Genomic DNA, 23,469 nt, shown 5'->3' with positions numbered 1-23,469 from the left:
CAAGAAAGATTTGGAGAGAGCATGCGTACTCAATTGTACATCGACGGTGAATGGACCGATCCGGTCAATAAAGGCAGCCTGGACGTTATCAACCCAGCCACCGAGCAAGTCATTCATGCCATCCCCAAAGGCACTGCTGAAGACGTCGACCTGGCCGTCAGAGCAGCTCGCCGGGCATTTGACAAGGACGGCTGGCCGAACACTACAGGCGCCCAGCGTGGCGCCTATTTGCGACGCATTGCTGAGCTGATCCGCGAGCGATCCGAGGCGCTGGCGCGTCTTGAGGTTTTGGACAATGGCAAGCCGCTGCCTGAGGCGCGCTGGGACATCGGTGACGCCGCTGGTTGCTTTGAGTATTACGCAGGCCTTGCCGAGCAACTCGACGACACCAGTGTTGCAGATCTTGCTATCTCCGATGACCGCTTCCGCACGAAGGTCCGCAGGGAGGCGGTCGGCGTAGTCGGCGGGATCATCCCGTGGAACTACCCGCTGTTGATGGCGTCCTGGAAGGTCGCTCCGGCTTTGGCAGCTGGTTGTACCATCGTGCTCAAACCCGCCGAAAACACTTCACTGACCGCATTGGAACTGGCTGCAATCGCACAGGAAGCGGAGCTGCCGGCAGGCGTGCTGAACATCGTAACTGGCCTCGGCGGTGAAGCCGGTCAGGCGTTAGTTAGCCATCCGCAGGTGGATAAGTTGGCGTTCACAGGGTCAGGTCGCATCGGCTCGCACATCATGGCCGAGGCGGCGAAGGACATCAAACGCATAAGCCTTGAACTGGGGGGCAAGTCGCCACTGATTGTATTTGACGATGCCGACATCGAGGGCGCCGTCGAATGGATCATGTTCGGCATTTTCTGGAACCAGGGGCAGGTCTGCTCAGCTACATCGAGAGTGCTGGTGCAGGATGGCGTTTACGACAAGCTACTGGCGCGCCTGATCGAGGAAGCAAACAAGATCACCATAGGTGATGGTCTGGAGGACGGCATTCTTCTCGGGCCGTTGGTGTCCAAACAGCAGCATGAACAGGTCATTGCTGCTGTGGCGCGTGCTCAGGAGGATGGGGTGCAACTGGTTGCTGGCGGCCGTAGGCCTGAGGAGCTACGCCAAGGGTATTTCTTCCAACCGACCATCCTCACCGAGGTGCCGCTGGACAGCCATGCCTGGAAGGAAGAGATCTTCGGCCCGGTGGTCTGCGTTCGTCGTTTCTCCACTGAAAGCGAAGCGTTGAGTCTGGCCAATGATAGCCGTTACGGCCTGGCTGCTGCGGTGATGACAAAAGATGACGCCCGCGCTGATCGGGTTTCAGCGGCGCTGCGTGCGGGCATTGTCTGGATCAACTGCTCTCAGCCGACCTTCACCGAAGCGCCATGGGGAGGCTACAAGCAATCCGGCATCGGCCGTGAGCTCGGCAAGTGGGGCCTGGATAATTACCTCGAAACCAAGCAGGTCACCGCCTATGTGAGTCGGGATCCTTGGGGTTGGTATATCAAGTAAGTTTTACCACTCGATGGTCCTCACGCGGCCGTCACCATTATCCAGGTTGAAAAGCTCGGCGACCGTTGGGCACGAGGAGGTCAGTTTTGGCGAACACATTGGTAGTCGTGGCGCACCCGGACTTGTCCAGCTCACGTATCAACGCCACCTGGTGCAAGGCCATCGAAAGCCTCGCGGGTGTGACCGTGATTGATCTGTATGGGCGATACCCAAGTGGCAAGATCGACATCGTTGCCGAGCAGCGATTGATTGAGGCGCATGATCGCATCGTCTTGCAGTTTCCGATGCAATGGTACAACTGCACGCCATTGCTCAAGCAGTGGATCGACGATGTCTTCGCCGCTGGCTGGGCCTATGGCGGTGGCAGGGCGGTTGCGGGCAAGACCTTGTGCATTGCCGTCTCCACTTATTCCAAGGCCTCTGATTATCAAAAAGGCGGCCGCTATGGTCGCACGCTTGACGAGTTAACCAGTCCGTTTGAGGTGCTGGCCTTCCGAGTTGAGATGCTCTATCAACCTGGCTTCTTTCTGTGTGGACTGGAGAGTCTGAGCGATGAAGCGCTAGCGATAAGTACCGAGCAATATCGGAATTTCGTCGCTTCCTGTGAATATAAGTACGCCGTGGAAAAGGCTTAATGTCCCACTTTAAGAAGTGATGCAATCGACACCAATCGGATCTCCATCACAAGTTGTGTCCGTCTAATTGGTGTTCAACGTGTGGCCTAACTCCAATAACAAAAAGAGGGTGCCCAGTGACGATAACGAAAAGCTTCATCCTTCCTTTACGCGCGCTTTGCGCAACCTTGCACGAAAAATTTCTCAGGCGCCTGGATTTCGAGTTCAGCCAACCTTGGCTTGAACCAAGTGGCTCAGAGAACGGGGGCTGTGGCCTTTCACATTCCTTGCCGCTGACCGCGCATGCCCAGCTCGCCGTTAGTGGAGTGAATCATTCTCAGAGAGCCGCATTAGGCAGCAGCTGAGTCTGTCGCATGCGCAAACCATGATTCTGGCGAGATCGGTTCGACTTGCCAGGTGTGCCCCAAGTTGTAGGAGGGGCAACCACACAGGGACGTGGCCCCACCTGGAGCAGGTAGGGACAGCAACGCCATATCGAAACCAATAGCTGCAGAAGAATCTGCGCTTATATTTCATGCACAAAAAAAGGGTCAAACTATGCATAAGCTGTTGAAGGTCCTGGCCGTTTCACTGATGTGTCTGTTCGCTTCCTTTAGCCACGCAGCGGAAAAAACAACTATCAAGATTGGTTCGCTTCCTTGGGAAGATGTTATGCCAATCTCCGAAATTACCCAGAAATTTCTGGAAAAACAAGGATTTACTGTCGAGCTGACGACCTTTCCGGATTGGGGGATTGGCTTCGCTGCACTCGCGAGGGGGGATGTCGACTTGATGGTTTCGCACATCAATAACATTACCGCCGACTATTGGAAGAAAAACTACCAGCGTCTCGAAAAGGTCTCGGTTGCTTCCCACGGCTTGCACCAGGGGATTGTGGTACCCGACTACATGCCGATCAAGTCGATTGAGGAGTTGAACTCAATCAAGGATCAGGTCGGTGGAAAGATCATTGGTATCGAATCGGGTGCCGGCCTCATGCAGCAGACCGCTGACGCCATCAAACAGTACAACTTGCAGTACACCCTGGTTGACGGCAGCACCGCCGCAATGGTTGCCCAATTGCAATCGGCCATTGAACGCAAGGCCCCCATTGTTACCATGTTGTGGCAGCCGTCCTGGATGGACATGAAATTCAAGGTCCGCTACCTGGAAGATCCAAAAGGTGTATTCCCTGCGCCGCAAAGCTATTACTGGATCGCCAAGAAAGGCTTTTCCAACGACAACGCTCGGGCCCGGGAAGCTATCGCAAGCGTCTTTGTACCGCTCGATGACATCACGGCCATCAACCTGTCTATCAATGATGGGATGAGCATGGAACAAGCCGTACAAAAATGGTGGGACGCCAACACCAAGCTGATCAATCAATGGGCCGTCATGTCCGGGAAGTGATAGCGTCTGGCCGTGATCCTGCTTGATGTAGAGGAGGCACCTTTACAATGCCCACGTTACCGGCGCCGGCTGATTGCAGGCGCCGGTTTGGCATAGTATCAGTGGGAGTCAAAATGAATCAGCCGTTGAAAACTCGACAACATAAGGGATATCGCCGGATCATCCCGTCGATGAACGCGCTTGTGGCATTTGAGGCGGTTGCTCGAAACGGCAGTTTCACTATTGCGGCACAGGAGCTGGGCGTCACCCAGGCGGCGGTTAGCAAACACGTAAAGTTTCTTGAAGATACTTTCGGCGCTCAGCTTTTCTATCGCCTGCACCGTTCCAATCAATTGACAACAGAGGGCATTGCTCTTTACGGCGCGATGTCTGAGTCAATGCAGAGTATTGCCGGCGTGTTCGACAAATATGCGGAAGGGCAAGGCGAGGAGGCTATCGCACTGGCCAGTACTGCTGATTTCTCAAACCTGCGAATCATGCCGCGTTTACATCTTCTGAGAGAGCAGTTACCGAAACTCCGTTTGCGACTCACCACACCCTCGGATCGTGATGCCGACCTTTCGGTCCGCTTCGGTCACGGCAAGTGGGATGATGGCACAGCAGTTTTTCTGTTCGATGAGGAGATTTTCCCGGTGTGTTCTCCGTCGTGGCTCGCTCGGCATTGTCCACCGACCTCACTGGAGGAGATTGCCCATAACCAGCTCATTGACACGGACGCAACGCTGGAGGGTTGGATGACGTGGAATACCTGGTTTCGGGCTCTGGGGTATACACCGCCCAAGCTGGAGTTCAGCCTCCGTTGCGCGATGTACGGCGACGCAGTTCTCGCTGCGGTTCAGGGGCACGGCATTGCATTGGGTTGGGGGCGGCTGTTGGAAAACCACCTGGCGTCCGGTCGGCTCGTTCGTGTATCCAGTCACGTCATTGTACCTAGTGATGCTTACTACATTTTTCTCGCTGCTGGACGGCCTAAAACAGCGGTCATAGACCAGTTGATGGATTGCCTGCGCGCCGACGATATCGAGCCTCGCTAGGGTAGCCGACGACTTATAACTTTGACTCATGGTAACTTGAAAATAAACCGCATTGACCAATGTTTATAGGTGTTTAGATACTGTCACGCATCGTTGGCAATAAGGCCTGCTCGTGAGGTGTCTATGAATAACTTAAAACAAAAAAGCCATCTTGAAGTTGTAAAGGAACGTGCTCCGTGGACCGCTCTGGATGGCGCTGTATTTGGACGCGAAGACATATTCGAAAATGACCTGGATATATTTTTTCACAAGCACTGGATAGTTGTTGGTGTCACCACCGAAATCCCTGAGCCAGGTGATGTATCCACCGTCGACATTGGAAAGTCATCGATTATTCTTGTTAGAGATGATGACGAGCAGGTCAGGGCATTTCGTAATGTTTGCCGTCATCGCGGCGCTCGCCTCAAGGAGGCTGGGCTTTCTACCGTTGGGATGTTGGTATGCCCTTATCACCAATGGACTTACGACCTCGATGGCTCTCTCAAGCACACGCGTGACATGGGTAAAGACTTTGACCCCGAATGTCGCAGTCTTATCCCTGTAGCCTGTCGTGTCGTGGGTGCACATATTCTGGCATGTCTCAGCGATGAACCGCCTGCCGACATCGATTTTCTGGTCGAGAATATGGCGCCGCGTTTTGCCCCCTACGATTTGACCAACACGAAAATTGCCTATGAAAGCGAGATCATCGAGGAGGGCAATTGGAAGTTGGTGATCGAAAACAACCGTGAGTGCTATCACTGCGCGGCAGGTCATCCAGAGCTCAATGTTTCATTCCTGCCTGAAGACTTTGCCGGCAGCACCGAGGGCATGACCGAGGAATCACTACGTGCATTGGAAGCTCACAAGGCGAAAAGCGTAATCGCCAAAGAGAGCTGGGAAAGCGAAGGGTTGATCYGTGACGCCATCGAGTATCTGGATGAGGACGCTGTCACTCAATTCCGTGCGCAACGTTTGGTGATCTCTGGTCATGGCGAATCACAGACCCTGGACACCCGCGTCGCCTGCACGAAGCTATTCGGCGAGCTGAACCGTCCCGACCTGGGCGACACGCACTTCTGGACGCATAACTCGTGGACCCATGTAATGAGCGACCATGCCGTCATTTCGTGGCTGATCCCGCTGTCTCCAGGCAAGACACTGGTGCGATCCAAGTGGCTGGTACACAAAGACGCGGTCGAGGGCAAGGATTACGACCTGCAACGCTTGACCGAAGTGTGGATCGCGACCAATCAGCAGGATGCCAGTCTGGTCAAAATTACCTACAGTGGCACTCAGGATCCAGCGTACGTGCCGGGCCCGTTTTCACACCTCGTCGAAGCCTACGTTCACCAGTTCACCCGCTGGTACACCGCACGACTCATTGCGCATAGTGCTTGAATGGGAGATGGTTCGATGAGTACTTATCAGACAGTTTCTGTGCCGATGAAAAAGCTGCGCTTCAATGATGTTGACGTGTGGTCTGCGTTCGATACCGGTTGGAGCAGTGGTGAGCCGAAAACCCTGACGGTTTGTGATGTTAGGGATGAAACCCACGATGTGAAGACCTTCACATTCCAGTGCGGCGACTTCCAGGCACTGGCTTTCGAACCTGGGCAGTTCATCACGATCGTGCCCAGTATCAACGGGCAAGCAATTTCACGCTGCTACACGCTTTCATCCTCTCCAGCTCGGCCATTCACCTTTTCGATTACGGTGAAACGTGTGCCTGGCGGATTGGTATCGAACTGGTTGCACGATAACTTGCATACGGGTGGCCAACTGACGGCGTACGGTCCTGCCGGGGCCTTTACTTCGACCTGCAGCGACGCCCGCAAGCTGCTGTATCTCTCGGCAGGGTCGGGGGTCACACCCCTGATGTCGATGACGCGTGCAAGTCATGATCTTGCGGCGGATGTCGACATTGCGTTCGTCCACAGTGCGCGGTCTCCGGTCGACATCGTCTTCAGGAAAGAGCTGCAGTTACTCGAGTCGCTTAAACCCAACCTTCAGGTACTTGCTGTCTGCGAAACTACCGAAACCGAACGCGAGTGGAGCGGCCCTATTGGGCGCCTCACTCTAGAGATCTTGCGACAATCTGTTCCTGACTTTCTGGAGCGCGAGGTCTTCACTTGTGGACCTAAAGGCTACATGGACGCCGTGCAAGCGCTGCTCGCCGGTGCAGGGTTCGACATGGATCATTACCACCAGGAAAGCTTCGATCTGGGTGAGCCATCGAGTCCGGTAGTGGTGCCCGTAGATCCTCCGCTGGTAGCGTCAGTAGACGCGTTTACCATCACGCTGGCGAAATCGGGGAAAACCTTTCAGATGACCGGCGACGACACAATCCTTTCGGCGGCCAAGCGCGCCGGAGCGGTCGTCCCCAGCTCATGCAGCCAAGGTATTTGTGGCACCTGCAAAACCGCAGTCCTGGAAGGTTCTGTCGACATGAAAGCGAACGGAGGCATTCGACAACGAGAAATTGACAAAGGATTTCGGTTGCTTTGCTGCAGCAGACCCACGTCTGACCTTGTCATCGATCTCTGATCACCGGAGCGGTTATCTGCTTACTCAAGGCATTGAGGATGGAGGTCCCCATGGTTTTTGCTGAATCCCGACGCCAAGACGCTGGGCATTTGGATCATGCTCATCAGCTCATGGCTCGCGTGGCCGAAAATCTCGGGGCTTATCGCGGGCAAGATTGGGCGCACGAAATTTCCACGAGCCGACAATCTGTTCAGTCCGCGCAATTATCACTCAATTCGGATCTTCAGACGCACATCGAAGACGACAGTTGTATTCGTGGCTGGTTGATGGAAAGCCTGGCGAACGCAAAAGAGTCTTCGCTGGTTGATGGCGCACTGTTGGAATGCATTGAACGGCTGTTACCTGATGCGGTATGGATCAAGCGACATGCGGCCTCGAATGAAGACGATCACTTCGTGGATATGCACCGGCACGCATTGCTCATTGGCAAAGGAAGCGTCGTTCATTGTGACTCAATTACGCTGGGGCTGATGGTCATGGCACCCGATGTCCGTTATCCCTTTCACAATCATCCTCCCAGAGAGTTTTACCTCGTGCTCTCGGAGGGGGAGTGGTATCAGGAGGGCGCCGGTTGGTTTAGGCCGGGGCCTGGCGGAGTGGTTTACAACCCGCCGTCGATCAGACATGCGGTGAAAGCGGGCACGGGACCGCTCCTGGCTCTGTGGGGATTGATGCACACCTGAAAGCAGACAAGGTCATTCAGGCTTGGCATGTTGCCTAGTGGGTACGCGGGGCGGCCATGGTATTGGCCAGTTGATCGCGCGCAGGATGACGTAGAAGGGGCATCGTGCTCACCCACCCAGCGTGAACTGAATGACGCGTGCGAACACATTCTGACAACTTTCCCAACTCGCTTTCCGCTCTCGAAGCGACCGAACAGGTCTGGACGGTCGATGGTGGTCGTAAGGCCAAGCGCACCGCACCACACCGCACGAACAATCAAATGCAAATGACAAAAGGCCTTAATTGGCGAGTGAGTTAAAAAACAGCTCGCAGATACCTGTGAGCATAATTTGACGCGGAGAAACACATGACTGCAAATAATAGAGGGGTGGTGTACCTGGGCGCTGGCAAGGTCGAGGTGCGAAATATCGACTACCCCAAAATGCAGGACCCACGCGGCAAGAAGATCGAACACGGCGTCATACTCAAGGTGGTCTCGACCAACATCTGCGGCTCTGATCAGCACATGGTACGTGGGCGCACCACCGCGCAGGTCGGTCTGGTTCTCGGTCATGAAATCACCGGTGAAGTGATCGAGAAGGGCAGTGACGTCGAGAACCTGAAAATCGGTGATCTGGTGTCCGTGCCGTTCAACGTCGCTTGCGGGCGCTGCCGTTCCTGCAAGGAAATGCACACCGGCGTGTGCTTGAGCGTAAATCCGGCCCGTCCAGGCGGTGCTTATGGTTATGTCGACATGGGCGACTGGACAGGTGGCCAAGCGGAATATGCGATGGTGCCGTACGCCGATTTCAACTTGCTGAAATTGCCAGATCGCGATCGCGCAATGGAAAAAATCCGCGATCTGACCTGCCTCTCCGACATTCTACCAACCGGTTACCACGGCGCGGTGACGGCCGGCGTTGGTCCAGGCAGCACCGTGTACATCGCTGGTGCCGGCCCTGTCGGTCTGGCTGCCGCCGCTTCCGCGCGCCTGTTGGGGGCGGCGGTGGTGATCATCGGTGACGTCAACACCGTGCGCCTGGCCCACGCCAAGGCCCAGGGTTTCGAAATCGCCGACCTGTCCCTGGACACACCGCTGCACGAGCAAATCGCTGCACTGCTCGGCGAACCGGAAGTGGATTGCGCCGTCGACGCTGTAGGCTTTGAAGCACGCGGTCACGGCCATGACGGCGTGAAGCATGAGGCTCCGGCCACTGTGCTCAACTCGTTAATGGGCGTGGTTCGAGTGGCTGGCAAAATTGGTATTCCTGGCCTTTACGTCACTGAAGACCCGGGTGCGGTGGATGCTGCCGCGAAGATCGGTGCCCTGAGCGTTCGCTTTGGCCTAGGCTGGGCGAAATCCCACAGCTTCCACACCGGCCAGACTCCGGTAATGAAGTACAACCGCGCGCTAATGCAGGCCATCATGTGGGACCGTATCAATATCGCTGAGGTGGTGGGCGTGCAGGTGATCAGTCTGGATCAGGCGCCGGCAGGGTATGGTGAATTTGATGCCGGAGTGCCGAAAAAATTTGTCATCGACCCACATCGTACTTTCAGCTAAGGGATGACTGTCCGGTGCGATGGCGGCTCTGAGAAAGGGGTCTCCATCGTATCGGAACACTTGCTTACCACTTGGGTCTGGTTCTTGGGGCTAGGATTGGCGTGCACCATGGTTAGGTACAAGGCGCCAACTGGTTTTGACTATGTCTTTTGCAATAGATATGGATGCACAAGCATGCGCAGTACGTTAACGCGCTGAAAAAAGAAGGCCGCCAGTGTGCAAGCGGCCAGGTCTCAAGCCCGACCAAGGCTATCGACGAAAGCTCAGTAATGACGAACACGAGCCCCGTTCCCAGGGGGGCTGAGTCAACCGTAAACCCTCTACGGTGGAAGCCGCGCTTCCATCTTCTTTCCCCGACAGAAGAGTTGATGGCAACGCTGCTCAAACGCATTACCCCTAGCTGTTGCTAGGGAAGGCAAACTGTGCGGCTTCATGACTTGTGCGCTTTGGCCAGCGTTGAGTGATGGCTTTCTTGCGGGTGTAGAATCGAACACCATCCGGACCGTAGGCATGCAAGTCGCCGAATAGAGAGCGTTTCCAGCCACCGAAGCTGTGATAGCTGACGGGCACCGGCAGCGGTACGTTGACCCCCACCATGCCCACTTCAATTTCATCGCAGAACAGACGAGCAGCTTCACCATCGCGGGTGAAAATGCAGGTGCCGTTGCCATACTCGTGGCTGTTAATCAGTTGCATGGCAGCTTCCAGGCTGCTAACTCGCACGACGCACAGTACCGGGCCGAAGATTTCTTCTTTGTAGATACGCATTTCCGGGGTCACATTGTCGAACAACGTACCACCGAGAAAATACCCATCTTCGTGGCCGGCGACACGATAGCCGCGACCATCGACCACAAGTGTCGCCCCCGAATTCAAACCATCGTCAATGTAGCTGACCACCTTGTCCCGAGCAGCCGCCGTTACCAGAGGTCCCATGTCAAGTCCACAGGAGGATCCCGCACCGATCTTCAATGCTTTTATTTGGGGCTCCAGCTTGGCGATAAGCGCATCGGCTACCTGGTCCCCGACGCACACGGCTACAGAGATTGCCATGCAGCGTTCACCACACGAGCCGTAGGCAGCGCCCATCAGCGCGTTTACGGCATTATTCAGGTCTGCGTCGGGCATCAACACTGCGTGGTTTTTTGCACCACCCAACGCCTGCACGCGCTTCCCACGTTTGGTGCCTTCTGAGTAAATGTATTCAGCGATCGGAGTAGAGCCGACGAAGCTCAATGCCTTGACCTCCGGAGCTTCGATAAGTGCATCGACCGCCTCCTTGTCGCCATGCACCACATTGAGTACGCCTTTTGGCAAACCAGCTTCATGCAACAATTGAGCGATCAACAGCGTAGAACTCGGATCGCGTTCGGACGGTTTGAGAATGAAGGTGTTGCCACAGGCGATGGCCAGTGGATACATCCACAGCGGCACCATGGCCGGGAAATTGAACGGAGTAATACCGGCAACGACTCCTATGGGTTGCAGATCGCTCCAGGCGTCAATATTGGGGCCGACGTTGCGGCTGTATTCGCCCTTTAAGATAACCGGCGCGGCCGAGGCAAACTCAACGTTTTCGATGCCACGCTTGAGTTCACCCACGGCGTCTTCGATCGTTTTGCCGTGCTCCTCGCTGATCAGCAAGGCAATGCGTTGCTCGTTGGCCTCCAGCAATTGTTTGAACCGAAACATGACCTGGGCACGCTTGGCCGGTGGGGTGTTGCGCCACGCCGGGAACGCAGCTTTGGCCGCATCTATTGCGTGTTGAACCGTGGCGCGGGAGGCCAAGCCAAGTTTGTGGATCGCCTGACCTGTGGCGGGATTGAAGACGTCACTGGTGCGGGCGTCATCGGCGAAAGATTCGCCATTAATAAAATGTTCGATAGTCGTCATCGTCGTTCCTCGAAATTAAGGTCAAAGCTGCTTGAAGAGAGAGGCCGAGGCCACTGCACTGCGGGGGGGCAACCAGTCAGTAAGTTTTGTTAAACGCTTCGCTGCTTGTGCAGCTAGCACAGGCCACGCTTTTCAACCTACGCACTTCAATAGCGGTCGGCCCTGTCGCTTTCGATGGCTTCAGCCGCAACCAGCGTGTTACGCATCAGACATGCCACCGTCATGGGGCCGACGCCCCCAGGCACAGGCGTAATGGCCGCTGCGACGGGGCTGACCGACTCGAAATCGACGTCGCCAACAAGTACTGAGCGCCCATCCTTTTCAACACGGTTGATACCCACATCGATCACGATGGCACCCGGCTTAATGGCCTCGGCACTGATGAACTCCGCCTTACCCATGGCAACGATCAAAATATCAGCCTGACGGCATTCGCTATTCAGGTCCTCGGTCCTGGAGTGCACGATCGTCACGGTGCAGTTTTCCTGGAGAAGCAGATTGGCCATCGGCTTGCCGACAATGTTCGACCTGCCCACGATGACTGCTTTTTTTCCGCTCAAATTACCCAGTTGGTCCCTGAGCATCATCAAGCAACCCAGCGGTGTGCATGGAATGAGGGACGCTTTGCCCTGGCCTAGCAGTCCAACGTTAATCGGGTGAAAACCATCGACGTCCTTTGCTGGATCGATCGCGGTAATGACTTTCGATTCATCGATATGGGCGGGTAATGGCAACTGCACCAGGATCCCGTGGACGTAGCGATCATTGTTCAGTTTGTCGATCAGTTGCAGTAGCTCAGCTTGCGATGTCGCGCTGTCAAGCAAGTGTGGAAATGAGTCGATACCGGATTCCAAGGCTTTTTTCATTTTCGTTTTGACATAGACCTGACTGGCAGGATCCTGACCGACCAGCACCACAGCAAGACCCGGAGCTCTTCCGCGTTTTTCGCGAAACGTCCGCGCACCTATGGCAACTGATTTGCGCAGCGTTTCGGCAAAACCCTTGCCGTCAATGATATGGGCCTGGGGGCTTAGGGTTTGATCCAATAGTTGAGTCATCTTCATCTTGTCCTATCCTGTCAGCGGTCAGAAAAAACGGCATTCAAGCCTTCAGGCGTTGCCCTTTGAGTCATACAGGCAGCCACGAATCATCTTTGCCGGATATGTTTCACTCAATATCTGCACGGCAAGTTCCCTTTCCCAGAGCCGCTAGCTCCTCCGAAGAGGCAACCCAATGCCATCTTTTGAGAGGGTGGTTGGAAAACACCGTCGCTGGCGATCAGGGCAGGTGCGGTGAATGCTAAGGTGGTTGAGTAGCCGCTACAAACGATGTATACGGCCTATATTTATAAGTAGGGCTAATGGGAGATTGTCCATGTCTTTGACCAACCTTCAGCTGAACTGGCTGCGAACGTTTGAGTCGGTAGGTCGTCATTTGAGCTTTTCCGCGGCGGCCATCGAGTTGAACATGAGTCAGTCGGCAGTCAGCCAACAGATCAAGTTGCTGGAGCACAAGCTCGGCAAGCCGCTTTTTCAGCGTCAGACCCGTTCGATTCAACTGACCGTATCGGGCCGAGCGTACCTGGCGGTGGTTCGAGAGGGCCTCTGGCACATGCATCAGGGTATGAACAATATCTTCAGCTCGGTGGCGCAGGGCGTTCTTGAGATCAGCGTGAACAACTCCTTCGCGCAGCTCTGGCTAGCACCGCGAATGGAGCGATTTGCCGAGTTGTATCCGCAAATCTCACTGCGCATGTATGGCGTGAACTGGGAAGCCGATGCGCCGCCGAGTAGCGCAGAGCTTGAGATACGCTACGGCTCCGGCAACTGGCAGCAATATGATGTCCAGCAACTGCTTTCCACCGAATTGCGGCCCTACTGCTCACTGGATGTTGCGGCCATGCTGCGCAGCGCGGGCGGCCTGCTGAGCCTGGCGCTTATCGATGTATTGGGTACGCCCAACGGTTGGAGCGATTGGCTGGCCTCGCATCCCCAGGGCGAGGCGGAGAACTACCAGCGGTTCTATGTAGACAGCTATGCCATTGCCGCCAGCATGGCCATCGAAAACGCGGGTGTGTGCTTGCTCAATGAGGAACTGGTCGAGAAGTCCAGGCTTCGCGGTCAACTCGTTTCTCCGCTGGACCAGAGCATCGAGAGCCTGGCGGGGTTCTATTTGCTCAAGCCACTTAGCAAACCCCTGTCGGGAGCAGCCCAGGCATTTTGTACCTGGCTGGAATCTGAACTTCGGTAACGAATTAGCTCCGCTTATTAATCAGTGATGGATACATCGTTTGTTGCGACGTCAGAGGCGCTCGTAGCATGGGCTCCAGAGGCACGATTCAATGCCTGGAGGCTGTGATGCAACGCGATGCAATGGAATTCGATGTAGTCGTAGTGGGTGGCGGACCCGCTGGGTTGTCCACCGCGATTCGCCTGCGGCAACTGGCGCTGGAAGCAGGGCGAGAGCTCTCTGTGTGTCTGGTGGAAAAGGGCGCCGAGATCGGTGCGCACATTATGTCCGGCGCTGTGTTCGAGCCTTCGGCTCTCAACGAGTTGTTTCCCGAATGGGGCGAGATGGGCGCACCGCTGCAATCGCCGGTGAGTTCGGACGAGATTTATTATCTGTCGTCGTCGCGCCTGTCGATCAGGGTGCCGGGTGTCTTGGCTCCCGAGACGATGCACAACGAAGGCAATTACATTGTCAGCCTGGGGAACGTCTGTCGTTGGCTCTGTCAGCAGGCTGAAGCACTGGGAGTCGATGTGTTTGCCGGCTTTCCCGCCGCCGATGTTCTGTATGACGAGCAGGGACGAATCAAGGGCGTGGTCACTGCTGACATGGGCGTCGATCGATCCGGCAATCAAAAAGGGAGTTTCACCCCAGGTATCGAGTTGATTGGCAAGCAGACGGTGTTTGCTGAAGGTTGCCGAGGTCACTTGGGCAAACAATTGATCCATCAATATCGGCTCGACGCTGATTCTGACCCTCAGCATTACGGTCTGGGTATCAAAGAGGTCTGGGAGATTCCGACCGAGCAACATGTCCCGGGCTTGGTGATTCACAGTACCGGGTGGCCCTTGACCGTGAGTGGCGCCCAAGGTGGCGCTTTCATGTATCACCTCGACAATCGCCAGGTCGTGATCGGCCAAGTCGTTGACCTCAACTACCGCAATCCATTTCTCTCTCCTTTCGACGAGCTGCAGCAACTCAAACACCATCCGCTCTATGAGCAATTCCTGCGGGGTGGATCGCGCATCAGCTACGGTGCCCGAGCGATTGCCAAAGGCGGGCTGCAGTCGCTGCCCAAGATGCATTTTCCGGGTGGTTTGTTGATCGGTTGTGACGCTGGCACCTTGAATTTCGCCAAAATCAAAGGCTCGCACACGGCGATGAAGTCCGGAATCCTGGCCGCGGAGACAATCTTTGAAGCCCTGCTCGTTGATGAGGCGGCTGGCCAGGATCTGGCAGACTATGCGATCCGATTCAAAAACTCCTCCATTCATGAGGAGTTGCACCAGCAACGTAATTTTGGTCCCGCATTGCATCGCTTCGGCAGCCTGATCGGCGCGGCTTATGCGTGGTTCGACTTAAATCTGCTTAAGGGAAAAACACCCTGGACCTTGCGTGACACGCGTGCCGATTACTCGACTATGGTGCGCGCCGATCAAGCGAAGGCCATTGACTACCCCAAACCGGACAATGTGCTGAGTTTTGACAAGACCTCTTCGGTTTATCTGTCTAACACCAACCACGAAGAAGATCAGCCCTGCCATTTAATGCTCAGGGATGCGCAGCTGCCGATCGCTTTCAATCTGACGACCTATGCCGAACCCGCACAGCGCTACTGCCCGGCCGGGGTGTACGAGGTGGTTGAGGATGCGGAGCAAAAGCGTTTCCAGATCAATGCGCAAAACTGTTTGCATTGTAAGACCTGTGACATCAAGGACCCGAGCCAAAATATTACTTGGCGCGCTCCCGAAGGGGGCGGTGGCCCTAATTACACCAGCATGTAAGGAAATCAGACGCTTCGCATATCGCGAGAGAGGGTTGTGAAAACGAGAGGATTGGATGGCTTTTAACCCGGCGTATGCCGGGTTTTTTTTGCGCGCTGCACCAGCAATATGAATAAGCACACCTTATTCATGAGTGCTAGATAGATCGTTTGTAAGAGGTTATTGAGGCTTATAGCATCCGTCTGAAGCAGTCATGGACTTATTCGGAGGTAGATATGAAGGTGCTGGTGGCGGTGAAGCGGGTCCTGGACGCTAACGTCAAGGTCCGGGTCAAGACGGATGAGTCTGACGTGGAGTTGAGCAACGTAAAGATGTCGATCAACCCCTTTTGTGAGATCGCGGTCGAGGCGGCGTTGCAATTGAAGGAAAGCGGGCAAGCCAGTGAGGTGATCGCAGTTTCCGTGGGACCGGATGTTTGCCAGGAACAATTGCGTACAGCGCTGGCCATGGGGGCGGACCGCGCCGTGCTGATCAAATCGGCGAGCGATCTTGAACCGCTGGCCATCGCCAAGTTGCTCAACGAAGTGGTCAAGCGCGAAGCACCCGGCATCGTGCTGTTGGGTAAACAGTCCATCGATGGGGACAACAACCAGACCGGCCAGATGTTGTCCGCTTTGATGGGCAGTTCTCAAGGCGCTTTCGCCTCGGACATCAAGGTGGTCGGGGAATGGGTCAACGTGACCCGCGAAGTCGACGGTGGCCTGGAAACCCGGAGCCTTCATCTGCCTGCCGTGATAACTGCTGACCTGCGCTTGAACGAGCCACGCTACGCATCGCTGCCCAACATCATGAAGGCCAAGAAAAAGCCTCTGGAAATTATCGAGGGCAATGAGCTGGGGATCGACATTGCTCCACGGCTGAAAGTCATCAAGGTGAGTGCACCTCAAGAGCGCAAGGCAGGTGTTCGCGTGAGTAGCGTGGAAGAACTGGTCCAAAAGCTGAAGAACGAAGCGGGGGTGATCTGATGGCTGTTTTGTTGATTGCTGAGCATCACGATGGAGTGCTCAAGCTGGCAACCTTGAATGCATTGACCGCCGCTGCACGCCTTGACGCGTCGGTTGAAGTTCTGGTCGCCGGAAAGCATGCCGGTCGCGTTGCGAAAGAAATCGCAACCTTCACCGGAGTCAATCAGGTGTTGATCGCTGATGCCCCTGCCTACGCTGACCAAGGTGTCGAAAACGTGGCGGCACTGATAACTGAGCTGGTGACAACGTCGGCCTACAGCCATGTGCTGGCCGCTTCAACCGCTTTTGGCAAAAACCTGTTGCCACGCGTAGCGGCGTTGCTCGACGTGGCCCAGATCAGCGACGTGGTGGAAATCATTTCAGCCAGTCGCTTTGTGCGTCCGTTTTATGCCGGCAATGCCTTGGTCACCGTTGAAAGTGCTGATCCGGTAAAAGTTCTGACGGTACGCACCACGGCATTTGCGGCAGCAGAAAAATCCACAGCCAGCGCTGCTGTCACGGCTCTCACACTTGCCCACGAAACTGGCCTCTCCAGGTTTGTCAGTGCCGACTTCAGCGTGTCTGAGCGGGTCGAGCTGACCTCCGCCAAGATCATCGTTGCGGGTGGTCGTGGAATGGGCAGTGGGGCGAATTTCGCCCTGTTGGAAAAAGTTGCCGACAAGCTCGGCGCGGCGGTTGGAGCATCCCGGGCCGCCGTCGATGCCGGGTTTGTTTCCAATGACATGCAGGTCGGCCAGACCGGCAAGATCGTTGCGCCACAGCTGTACATCGCTGTGGGTATTTCGGGCGCCATCCAACATTTGGCGGGCATGAAAGATTCAAAAATCATCGTTGCGATCAACAAGGATGAAGACGCACCGATTTTCCGTATCGCCGACTACGGCCTGGTTGCTGATCTGTTTGAAGCCGTCCCCGCGCTTGAAGCTGCACTGTCTTGAGGAGCCTGAAATGAATACTAAGCGTACCTACACCTTCGCATTCGATTGTCCTGATCGTGTAGGGATCATCACCCGCACTGCCGGTCTGTTTGCCAACCACGGCGGTTGGGTTGAAGAGGCTTCTCAGTTCTCGGATGAAGAAAGCAACCGCTTCTTCAGCCGTATGGTGGTGCGAGCCGATTCGCTGCCCTTTGATATGGAGGCACTACGCCGCAAGGTTGAACCACTGGCTCAGGAAATGACCATGAACTGGCGGCTGGTGGACAGTGATCAACGCAAACGTGTGGTGTTGATGTGCAGCAAAGGCTCGCACTGCATGACTGACCTGCTGGACCGCTGGAAGACCGGCGATCTGGTCTGTGACATTGCTTGCGTGATCTCAAACCATGAAGACCTGCGCAGCCTGGTGGAGTGGTACGGCATTCCTTTCGAGTACGTCCCGGTGGACAAGGACAACAAGTCAGCAGGTTTTGCCCGGACCGAACGACTGATCGATGAGTACCGCGCCGACTGCATCGTATTGGCGCGGTACATGCAAATTCTTCCGCAAAACCTGTGCGAGAAATACCGACACAAGGTCATCAACATCCACCACAGCTTTCTGCCGTCATTCATCGGTGCCAAGCCCTACCACCAGGCCTCTCGCCGCGGGGTGAAGCTGATCGGTGCGACCTGTCACTACGTCACCGAAGAGCTTGATGAAGGGCCGATCATCGAGCAGGACGTTGCACGGGTCAGCCATGAGCAAACCGTCGATGACCTGGTCAGGCTGGGCAAGGACGTCGAGAAAACCGTACTGGCGCGAGGGCTTCGAAACCATCTTGAAGACCGCGTACTGGTGTACGGCAATAAAACCGTCGTTTTGTAACCCCAATCGTCGAGTCGGTTGCCCGCTGAGGGCGCCGACCATGGAGTTTTTACATGAGCAATAATATTCCGAGCTCAGCTCGCGTAGTCATCGTCGGTGGTGGGGTAATCGGTTGTAGCGTCGCCTATCACCTGACCAAACTGGGCATCAAAGATGTGGTGTTGCTGGAGCGCAAGACGCTGACCTGCGGTACCACCTGGCATGCGGCCGGCCTGGTGCCGACTCTGCGTGCGACTTACAACATGAGCATGCTGGCCAAATACAGTGCCGGCTTGTACGAAGGCCTGGAAGCGGAAACCGGGCAGGCAACTGGCTTCGTTCGCAATGGTTCGCTGAGCATCGCCACCCACCAGGAGCGATTCACCGAGCTTAAGCGTGGCGCCTCGATGGCAAAGTTGTGCGGCTTCCCTTGCGAGGTGGTGAACCCTGAGCAAGCGCTGGATCTGTGGCCGCTACTGAACATCGATGACATCGTCGGCGGTGTTTATCTGCCTTTGGACGGCGTAGTGAATCCGGTGGACGTGACCCAGGCGTTGGCCAAGGGAGCTCGCATGGGCGGTGCGCGGATCATCGAGAACACCCAGGTTCTGGACATCAAGATCAAGGACGGGAAAGCCGCAGGTGTGGTGACCGCTCAAGGTGATATCGACGCCGAGTTCGTCGTCAACTGTGCCGGTATGTGGGCACGCAATTTTGGCAAGAAGGCCGGAGTCAACATCCCACTGCACGCGGCGGAGCACTTCTATGTCGTGACCGAGCCGATGCCGGAAATCAACGGCATCATGCTGCCCACACTGCGCGACCTGGATAACTATAACTACTTCAAGACCGACGCCGGCAAACTGTTGGTGGGTACATTCGAGCCGAACGCCAAACCTTGGGGCCACGAAGGGATTCCCGACAGCTTCTGCTTCGATGAGCTGCCCCCTGATCTTGACCATCTTGAACCCTATCTTGAAGCGGCCATCCGCCGTATTCCGGCAATGGAAAAAACCGGCCTGCAAGTATTCTTTAATGGGCCAGAAAGCTTTACTCCGGACGATCGCTATCACTTGGGTGAGGCACCGGAACTGCGTAACTATTTTGTCGCTGCCGGTTTCAACTCGGTCGGCATCCAGTCGGCAGGTGGCGCCGGCAAAGTGCTGGCCGAGTGGATCGCCAAGGGCCATGCGCCGATGGATCTGTGGGACGTGGATATCAAGCGCAACCTGCCGTTCCAGGGCAACTCGCAATACTTGTACGACCGCACCACCGAAGGCCTCGGATTGCTCTATGCGATGCATTGGCCATTCCGTCAGTTTGAAACCGCTCGAAACGCCCGTAAGAGTATCCTTCACGATCGCCTCGTCGCTGCAAATGCCTGCTATGGCGAAGTGGTCGGCTGGGAGCGCGCAAACTTCTTCGCCCCTGAAGGCGTGAAGCCTGAATACGGCTACAGCTGGGGCAAGCAGAACTGGTTCGATTGGTCGGCTGCCGAACACTTGGCAGTGCGCAAGACCGTGGGGTTGTTCGATCAGAGTTCCTTCGCCAAAATCCTGGTGCAAGGGCGTGATGCAATGTCGGTCATGAACCGCATCTGCAGTAACAATATCGATGTCGAACCCGGCAAGATCGTTTACACCCAGTGGCTCAACGAACGCGGTGGCATCGAAGCGGACCTGACCGTAACACGGTTGGAGAAAGAGTCTTTCCTGATCGTCACCGGCCCATGGACACAGAGCCGTGAATTGAATTGGCTGCGCCGCAATACGCCGGCGGAGGCCAATGTAGTGATCACCGACGTCACCTCATCGATGGCTGTAATTAGTGTCATGGGTCCCAACGCCCGCAATCTGTTGCAACCACTTACCACCGATGACCTTTCCAATGAAGGGTTCCCGTTCGCGACCTCGCGAGAGATCGAGTTGGGCTACGCCCGAGTACGCGCCTCGCGGATCACTTACGTGGGTGAGCTGGGCTGGGAGCTTTATATCCCTACCGAATTTGCCCCTGATGTGTTCGACCGTATCGTTGCCGCCGGTGAACCGCATGGTCTGAAACTCTGTGGCTACCATGCGTTGAACTCGTTGCGCATCGAGAAGGGTTATCGCCACTTCGGTCACGACGTGATGGAGGAAGACACCCCACTTGAGGCCGGCCTGTCCTTCGCTTCTGATTTCAATAAGGCGGGTGGTTTTATTGGCAAGGAAGCGTTGCTCAAGCAGAAAGCCGAAGGCGTTAAAAAACGTATGGTGTTGTTTAAGTTCCTGGACCCCGAGGCCACCAGTTACCACGAGGAGCCGATCTTCCGAAACGGAGAAATCGTAGGCCGCACCACGTCCGGAATGTACGGTCATTTCATCGGCGGCAACGTGGCGATGGGATATGTGTGTAATGGCACAGGTGTGAGTGCTGATTGGGTCAAGGAGGGCAAGTATGAAATTGAAATTGCGGCGCAAAAATACGAGGTAGAAGCCAGCCTGCGCGCTTTCTATGATCCAGAGATGACAAACATCAAGTGCTGACATATTCGCGCTGTCCTGTCCCGGTGAACGGGGCAGTGAGCGTGACAGACAAAAAACAAGTCGATTAAATCGCAGTGGCTGTTGTATGGCCGCTGTGTACCGATGGGCTTGGCAAGCGCTGAATAAATGGCTGGGCAAGTAAGAATCGAAACCTAACACCTACGAGGAAATTCACTGCCATGTCGACGCTGGTGTATCTGGGGTTGGGCAGTAATCACGAACGGGAATTGAACCTGCAGTACGCGCTGGATTTTCTCTTTGCATTACTGAGTGATGGGCTATGTTCTCCGGTGTACTCCTCCGCGCCGGTGGGTGCACGCGGTCGTGCTTTTTTCAATCTGGTGATGTGCGGGAAAACCGATCTATCGCTGGAAAAACTCTCTCGAGTGATAAAACGCTTCGAGTCGAAATACCTCCGTCGATGTAAGCCATTCCTGGTCATGCCTATTGATATTGACGTGCTTCTGTACGGCCGTTATGTCGGTGAATTCAAGGGGGGTGTTTTGCCAAGACGTGATCTTGTCGAAAGTCCCTACGTCATGCTGCCGATCTCCATGCTTGCTCCGCACGATACTCACCCCATTTCCGGGGTGACGTTCAGCGGCATCTGGCGGGAAATTGAGCATCAGGTAGTCGGGCGAAACCGACCGGTGATGGTGAAGACTTCGGAGCATATCAAGAGGGTCCCGCCCGCCGTGCCGTCGATTCAGCATGCCGACTTCGGCGTTTCTAAATCCAGCTTTTCATAGGCGATATTGCGCCTGTTGGGGGTTGAAGTTGCGCCCGAATGGGCACTGCATTCCCATAGACCGTCGATCTGTCTGGAAAAGTGGCCTTTAGTTTCCATTAACTAGGCGACCACAGGAAAGCAAAACACATAGACTCACCGCTATTAGAGCGAGAGGGAAAGATGCAGATTAGAGGTGAGCGTGCAGCCACTGCGTGTGGATTAGCGGCGATAGCGATGTGGAGCACTGCCCCCGGAATTTTAAGGAGCGTCAGCGAAGATTTTGCCCCAGTGGGCGGTGCGGCAATGATCTTTTCAGTGGGTGCACTCATGTTTCTTGGGTTTTTGGGACGACCGCAGTTGCGTTCGACATCCACGTTTTATCTCATAGTGGGAAGCGCCCTTTTTGTTGCGAACGAGGTGTGCCTTTCACTCGCTCTAGGCTTTGCCAGCAATCGAACACAAGCAATCGAGCTGGGTGTGGTGAATTACTTGTGGCCTTGTCTGACCGTTCTGCTTGCCATCATCATGAACGGACAAAAGACACGCTGGATTATCGTTCCAGGTACGCTGCCGGCTCTTTTCGGCATCGTGTGGGTGGTGAGTGGCGATGGGGCATCACTGCCTCGCCTCGTTTCTAATGTTGAGTCCAACCCTCTCAGTTACAGCCTCGCATTAGCGTGCGCGATTACGTTTGCTTTGTACTGCAATGTCACACGAAAGTATGGGGGAGGGGCGAATCTTGTCGTTTTGTTTTTCATTTTGACAGCGGGCATACTTTGGCTGAAGTACGCTTTTAGCAGTGAGAAGATTTCCGCTTTCACTATCGGCAGTAGCTTGGAGCTGATTGTCGCTGGCATCGCTATGGCAGGTGGTTACGCTCTATGGAACGTTGGTATTTCGCGGGGAGATCTCACGTTGCTGGCTACCTTGTCGTACTCCGCACCGGTCTTGTCATCGGCATTCGCGGCTGTATGGCTGGGGGTCGATTTAAAAGCGCAGTTTTGGCAGGGCGCGCTGCTGGTAACTGCCGGTTCGCTCATATGCTGGCGGGCGACACGACAACTTACAAACTCAGCGGACTGCTGAAAACTCATACCCTCGATAGCGGAATTCGTTGCACTGCTTCTCGGGGAGCAACTTTACCTTTATAGCTAATGATGGCGGCTCGCGAACACGGGAACAGGGGCGCCGGTGATGGCATCAAACGAGACATAGGCGCCTTGTATCGAAGTGGAGGGCGGGGTTCGGTGCTGGTTGTCAGGTATGTCGGTGGCAAACTTCACTCCAATTATTTGCCGTTTAAGCTTCCGATAAAACGACATAACACTATGCCGGAGGATGCTTGTGGTACGGATAACAAAGTCCGGGCTCCATCACCGCCAACCCCACAGTCATAGTTGAACATTCAAACAGCGCGCCGTTGCCGAGAATCAGCACATGTCGGTGCTTTTCTTCGAACGCGTCATCGTCCGCTTCTGAAGCGGATCGCTGTATCGAGCGACTACTGGACAGCAGGACCTCAAGCGCCGATAGTAAAATCTTGAAGTCCCGTTCCTTTGGGGGAGCATCAGTCAATGCCTGCACTACCGTGGGTTTCAGGTAAGGGCAGGTCACTTTTCAGAATTCAGTGAAACATCCATCGAGATGTCTCCCGGCTCTGAACGATTGAGCTCGATTCGCAATGGTCAATGCTGAATCACGCCTGAAAAAACTCGGTTAATTGCGAAGTAATCGAGCTGTCGTACTGACAAAAACCAGCAGAACACTTACGCAGCCAAGAGCGAATGACAAGGTGCTCAGATGGGCGACCGCTCCGATAAATACGGGACCGATCAGAATGCCCGCGTAGCCCATCGAGATGACAGCGGGGATGGCTACCGTCTGTGGCATACGTTGCTGGCGGCCTACAGCGGTAAAGAGCACAGGGACAATGTTTGAGCATCCAGCCCCGACCAGCGCGTAGCCAATCAAGGACGCGGCCCAACCATCGATTCCAAGCGACACGATCATGCCTGCGGCTGCGCAGAGTCCGCCAAGCGAAACGACGCGCACGCCGCCTAGTTTGCTGACGATGGCATCTCCTGTCAGGCGGCCCAGCGTCATCGCAGCGGCGAAGGATGCGTAGCCCAAGCCGGCGATGCTCGGCTCTAACCCTCGGCTCGAGACAAGGAAAACCGCGCTCCAGTCGAGGATTGCGCCTTCAGTGAGGAAGACGATGAAACAGAGCGCCCCTAAAAACAGCACGATACCCCT

20 protein-coding genes are annotated in these 23,469 nt (G+C 55.4%); 16 read left to right on the top strand and 4 right to left on the bottom strand.

All coding sequences use genetic code 11. The features are described 5' to 3' along the window. Positions 1-21 precede the first annotated feature (21 nt). The 8 genes from AC1D1M_RS00100 to fdhA all read left to right on the top strand — a co-directional run bounded on the left by AC1D1M_RS00100 (position 22) and on the right by fdhA (position 9,308). Complete coding sequence (locus AC1D1M_RS00100; RefSeq protein WP_477762093.1) at positions 22-1,497, top strand: aldehyde dehydrogenase family protein; 1,476 nt, start codon at positions 22-24, stop codon at positions 1,495-1,497. A gap of 86 nt (positions 1,498-1,583) precedes the next feature. Continuing rightward, on the top strand, positions 1,584-2,132 hold the full coding sequence (locus AC1D1M_RS00095) for an NAD(P)H-dependent oxidoreductase (protein WP_477762092.1): 549 nt from the start codon (positions 1,584-1,586) through the stop codon (positions 2,130-2,132). A 537-nt stretch (positions 2,133-2,669) separates the two neighbouring features. Continuing rightward, positions 2,670-3,521, top strand: coding sequence for a glycine betaine ABC transporter substrate-binding protein (locus AC1D1M_RS00090; protein WP_457327355.1), 852 nt, complete (start codon positions 2,670-2,672; stop codon positions 3,519-3,521). 113 nt (positions 3,522-3,634) lie between these two features. After that, on the top strand, positions 3,635-4,555 hold the full coding sequence (locus AC1D1M_RS00085) for a LysR substrate-binding domain-containing protein (RefSeq protein WP_477762091.1): 921 nt from the start codon (positions 3,635-3,637) through the stop codon (positions 4,553-4,555). A gap of 123 nt (positions 4,556-4,678) precedes the next feature. Further along, the gene (locus AC1D1M_RS00080) at positions 4,679-5,935 is read left to right on the top strand and encodes an aromatic ring-hydroxylating oxygenase subunit alpha (protein ID WP_477774108.1); all 1,257 of its coding nucleotides are present in this window, start codon (positions 4,679-4,681) and stop codon (positions 5,933-5,935) included. 15 nt (positions 5,936-5,950) lie between these two features. Further along, positions 5,951-7,081 (top strand): FAD-binding oxidoreductase, encoded by a 1,131-nt coding sequence (locus AC1D1M_RS00075; protein WP_477762089.1) that lies wholly within the window; start codon positions 5,951-5,953, stop codon positions 7,079-7,081. A gap of 50 nt (positions 7,082-7,131) precedes the next feature. Beyond that, positions 7,132-7,764 (top strand): dimethylsulfonioproprionate lyase family protein, encoded by a 633-nt coding sequence (locus tag AC1D1M_RS00070; RefSeq protein ID WP_477762088.1) that lies wholly within the window; start codon positions 7,132-7,134, stop codon positions 7,762-7,764. 347 nt (positions 7,765-8,111) lie between these two features. Further along, positions 8,112-9,308, top strand: coding sequence for a formaldehyde dehydrogenase, glutathione-independent (gene fdhA, locus AC1D1M_RS00065; protein WP_477762087.1), 1,197 nt, complete (start codon positions 8,112-8,114; stop codon positions 9,306-9,308). Positions 9,309-9,704: 396 nt separating this feature from the next. On the opposite strand, the gene AC1D1M_RS00060 is transcribed toward fdhA, so the two are convergent. Together AC1D1M_RS00060 and folD are read right to left on the bottom strand one after the other, a co-directional pair. Further along, complete coding sequence (locus AC1D1M_RS00060; RefSeq protein WP_477762086.1) at positions 9,705-11,201, bottom strand: CoA-acylating methylmalonate-semialdehyde dehydrogenase; 1,497 nt, start codon at positions 11,199-11,201, stop codon at positions 9,705-9,707. 146 nt (positions 11,202-11,347) lie between these two features. Continuing rightward, a complete protein-coding gene (gene folD / locus AC1D1M_RS00055; protein ID WP_259696329.1) occupies positions 11,348-12,265 on the bottom strand; it encodes a bifunctional methylenetetrahydrofolate dehydrogenase/methenyltetrahydrofolate cyclohydrolase FolD in 918 nt (305 codons plus the stop codon). A gap of 310 nt (positions 12,266-12,575) precedes the next feature. On the opposite strand from folD, the gene AC1D1M_RS00050 reads away from it, so the two are divergent. The 8 genes from AC1D1M_RS00050 (at position 12,576) to yddG (ending at position 22,302) form a co-directional block, all read left to right on the top strand. Further along, positions 12,576-13,451, top strand: coding sequence for a LysR family transcriptional regulator (locus tag AC1D1M_RS00050; RefSeq protein WP_477762085.1), 876 nt, complete (start codon positions 12,576-12,578; stop codon positions 13,449-13,451). A 107-nt stretch (positions 13,452-13,558) separates the two neighbouring features. Next, complete coding sequence (locus AC1D1M_RS00045) at positions 13,559-15,211, top strand: electron transfer flavoprotein-ubiquinone oxidoreductase (protein ID WP_477762084.1); 1,653 nt, start codon at positions 13,559-13,561, stop codon at positions 15,209-15,211. Positions 15,212-15,426: 215 nt separating this feature from the next. After that, positions 15,427-16,176 carry an electron transfer flavoprotein subunit beta/FixA family protein gene (locus tag AC1D1M_RS00040; RefSeq protein ID WP_477762083.1) on the top strand — a complete coding sequence of 250 codons (750 nt, stop codon included), beginning with the start codon at positions 15,427-15,429 and terminating at the stop codon, positions 16,174-16,176. Beyond that, positions 16,176-17,114: an electron transfer flavoprotein subunit alpha/FixB family protein gene (locus tag AC1D1M_RS00035; protein WP_477762082.1), complete on the top strand. Its 939-nt coding sequence runs from the start codon at positions 16,176-16,178 to the stop codon at positions 17,112-17,114. Before AC1D1M_RS00040 ends, AC1D1M_RS00035 begins: the two co-directional genes overlap by 1 nt. A gap of 10 nt (positions 17,115-17,124) precedes the next feature. Then, a complete protein-coding gene (gene purU / locus AC1D1M_RS00030) occupies positions 17,125-17,982 on the top strand; it encodes a formyltetrahydrofolate deformylase (RefSeq protein ID WP_123366517.1) in 858 nt (285 codons plus the stop codon). Positions 17,983-18,035: 53 nt separating this feature from the next. Further along, positions 18,036-20,486 (top strand): GcvT family protein, encoded by a 2,451-nt coding sequence (locus tag AC1D1M_RS00025; RefSeq protein ID WP_477762081.1) that lies wholly within the window; start codon positions 18,036-18,038, stop codon positions 20,484-20,486. 179 nt (positions 20,487-20,665) lie between these two features. Next, positions 20,666-21,235 carry a 2-amino-4-hydroxy-6-hydroxymethyldihydropteridine diphosphokinase gene (folK, locus tag AC1D1M_RS00020; RefSeq protein ID WP_477762080.1) on the top strand — a complete coding sequence of 190 codons (570 nt, stop codon included), beginning with the start codon at positions 20,666-20,668 and terminating at the stop codon, positions 21,233-21,235. A 161-nt stretch (positions 21,236-21,396) separates the two neighbouring features. Beyond that, positions 21,397-22,302, top strand: coding sequence for an aromatic amino acid DMT transporter YddG (yddG, locus tag AC1D1M_RS00015; protein ID WP_477762079.1), 906 nt, complete (start codon positions 21,397-21,399; stop codon positions 22,300-22,302). A gap of 240 nt (positions 22,303-22,542) precedes the next feature. On the opposite strand, the gene AC1D1M_RS00010 is transcribed toward yddG, so the two are convergent. Both AC1D1M_RS00010 and AC1D1M_RS00005 read right to left on the bottom strand, forming a co-directional pair. Beyond that, entirely contained in the window at positions 22,543-22,800 is a 258-nt protein-coding gene (locus AC1D1M_RS00010) for a dimethylsulfonioproprionate lyase family protein (protein ID WP_477762341.1), read from the bottom strand. 132 nt (positions 22,801-22,932) lie between these two features. Next, positions 22,933-23,469: MFS transporter (locus AC1D1M_RS00005; RefSeq protein ID WP_477774107.1), on the bottom strand; the 537-nt coding region annotated here is incomplete at its 5' end.

The sequence above is a fragment of the Pseudomonas sp. P1_F7 genome (assembly GCF_056405655.1).
Note: the sequence above shows the minus strand (reverse complement) of the source record. Positions and strands in the feature narration are given on the sequence as shown.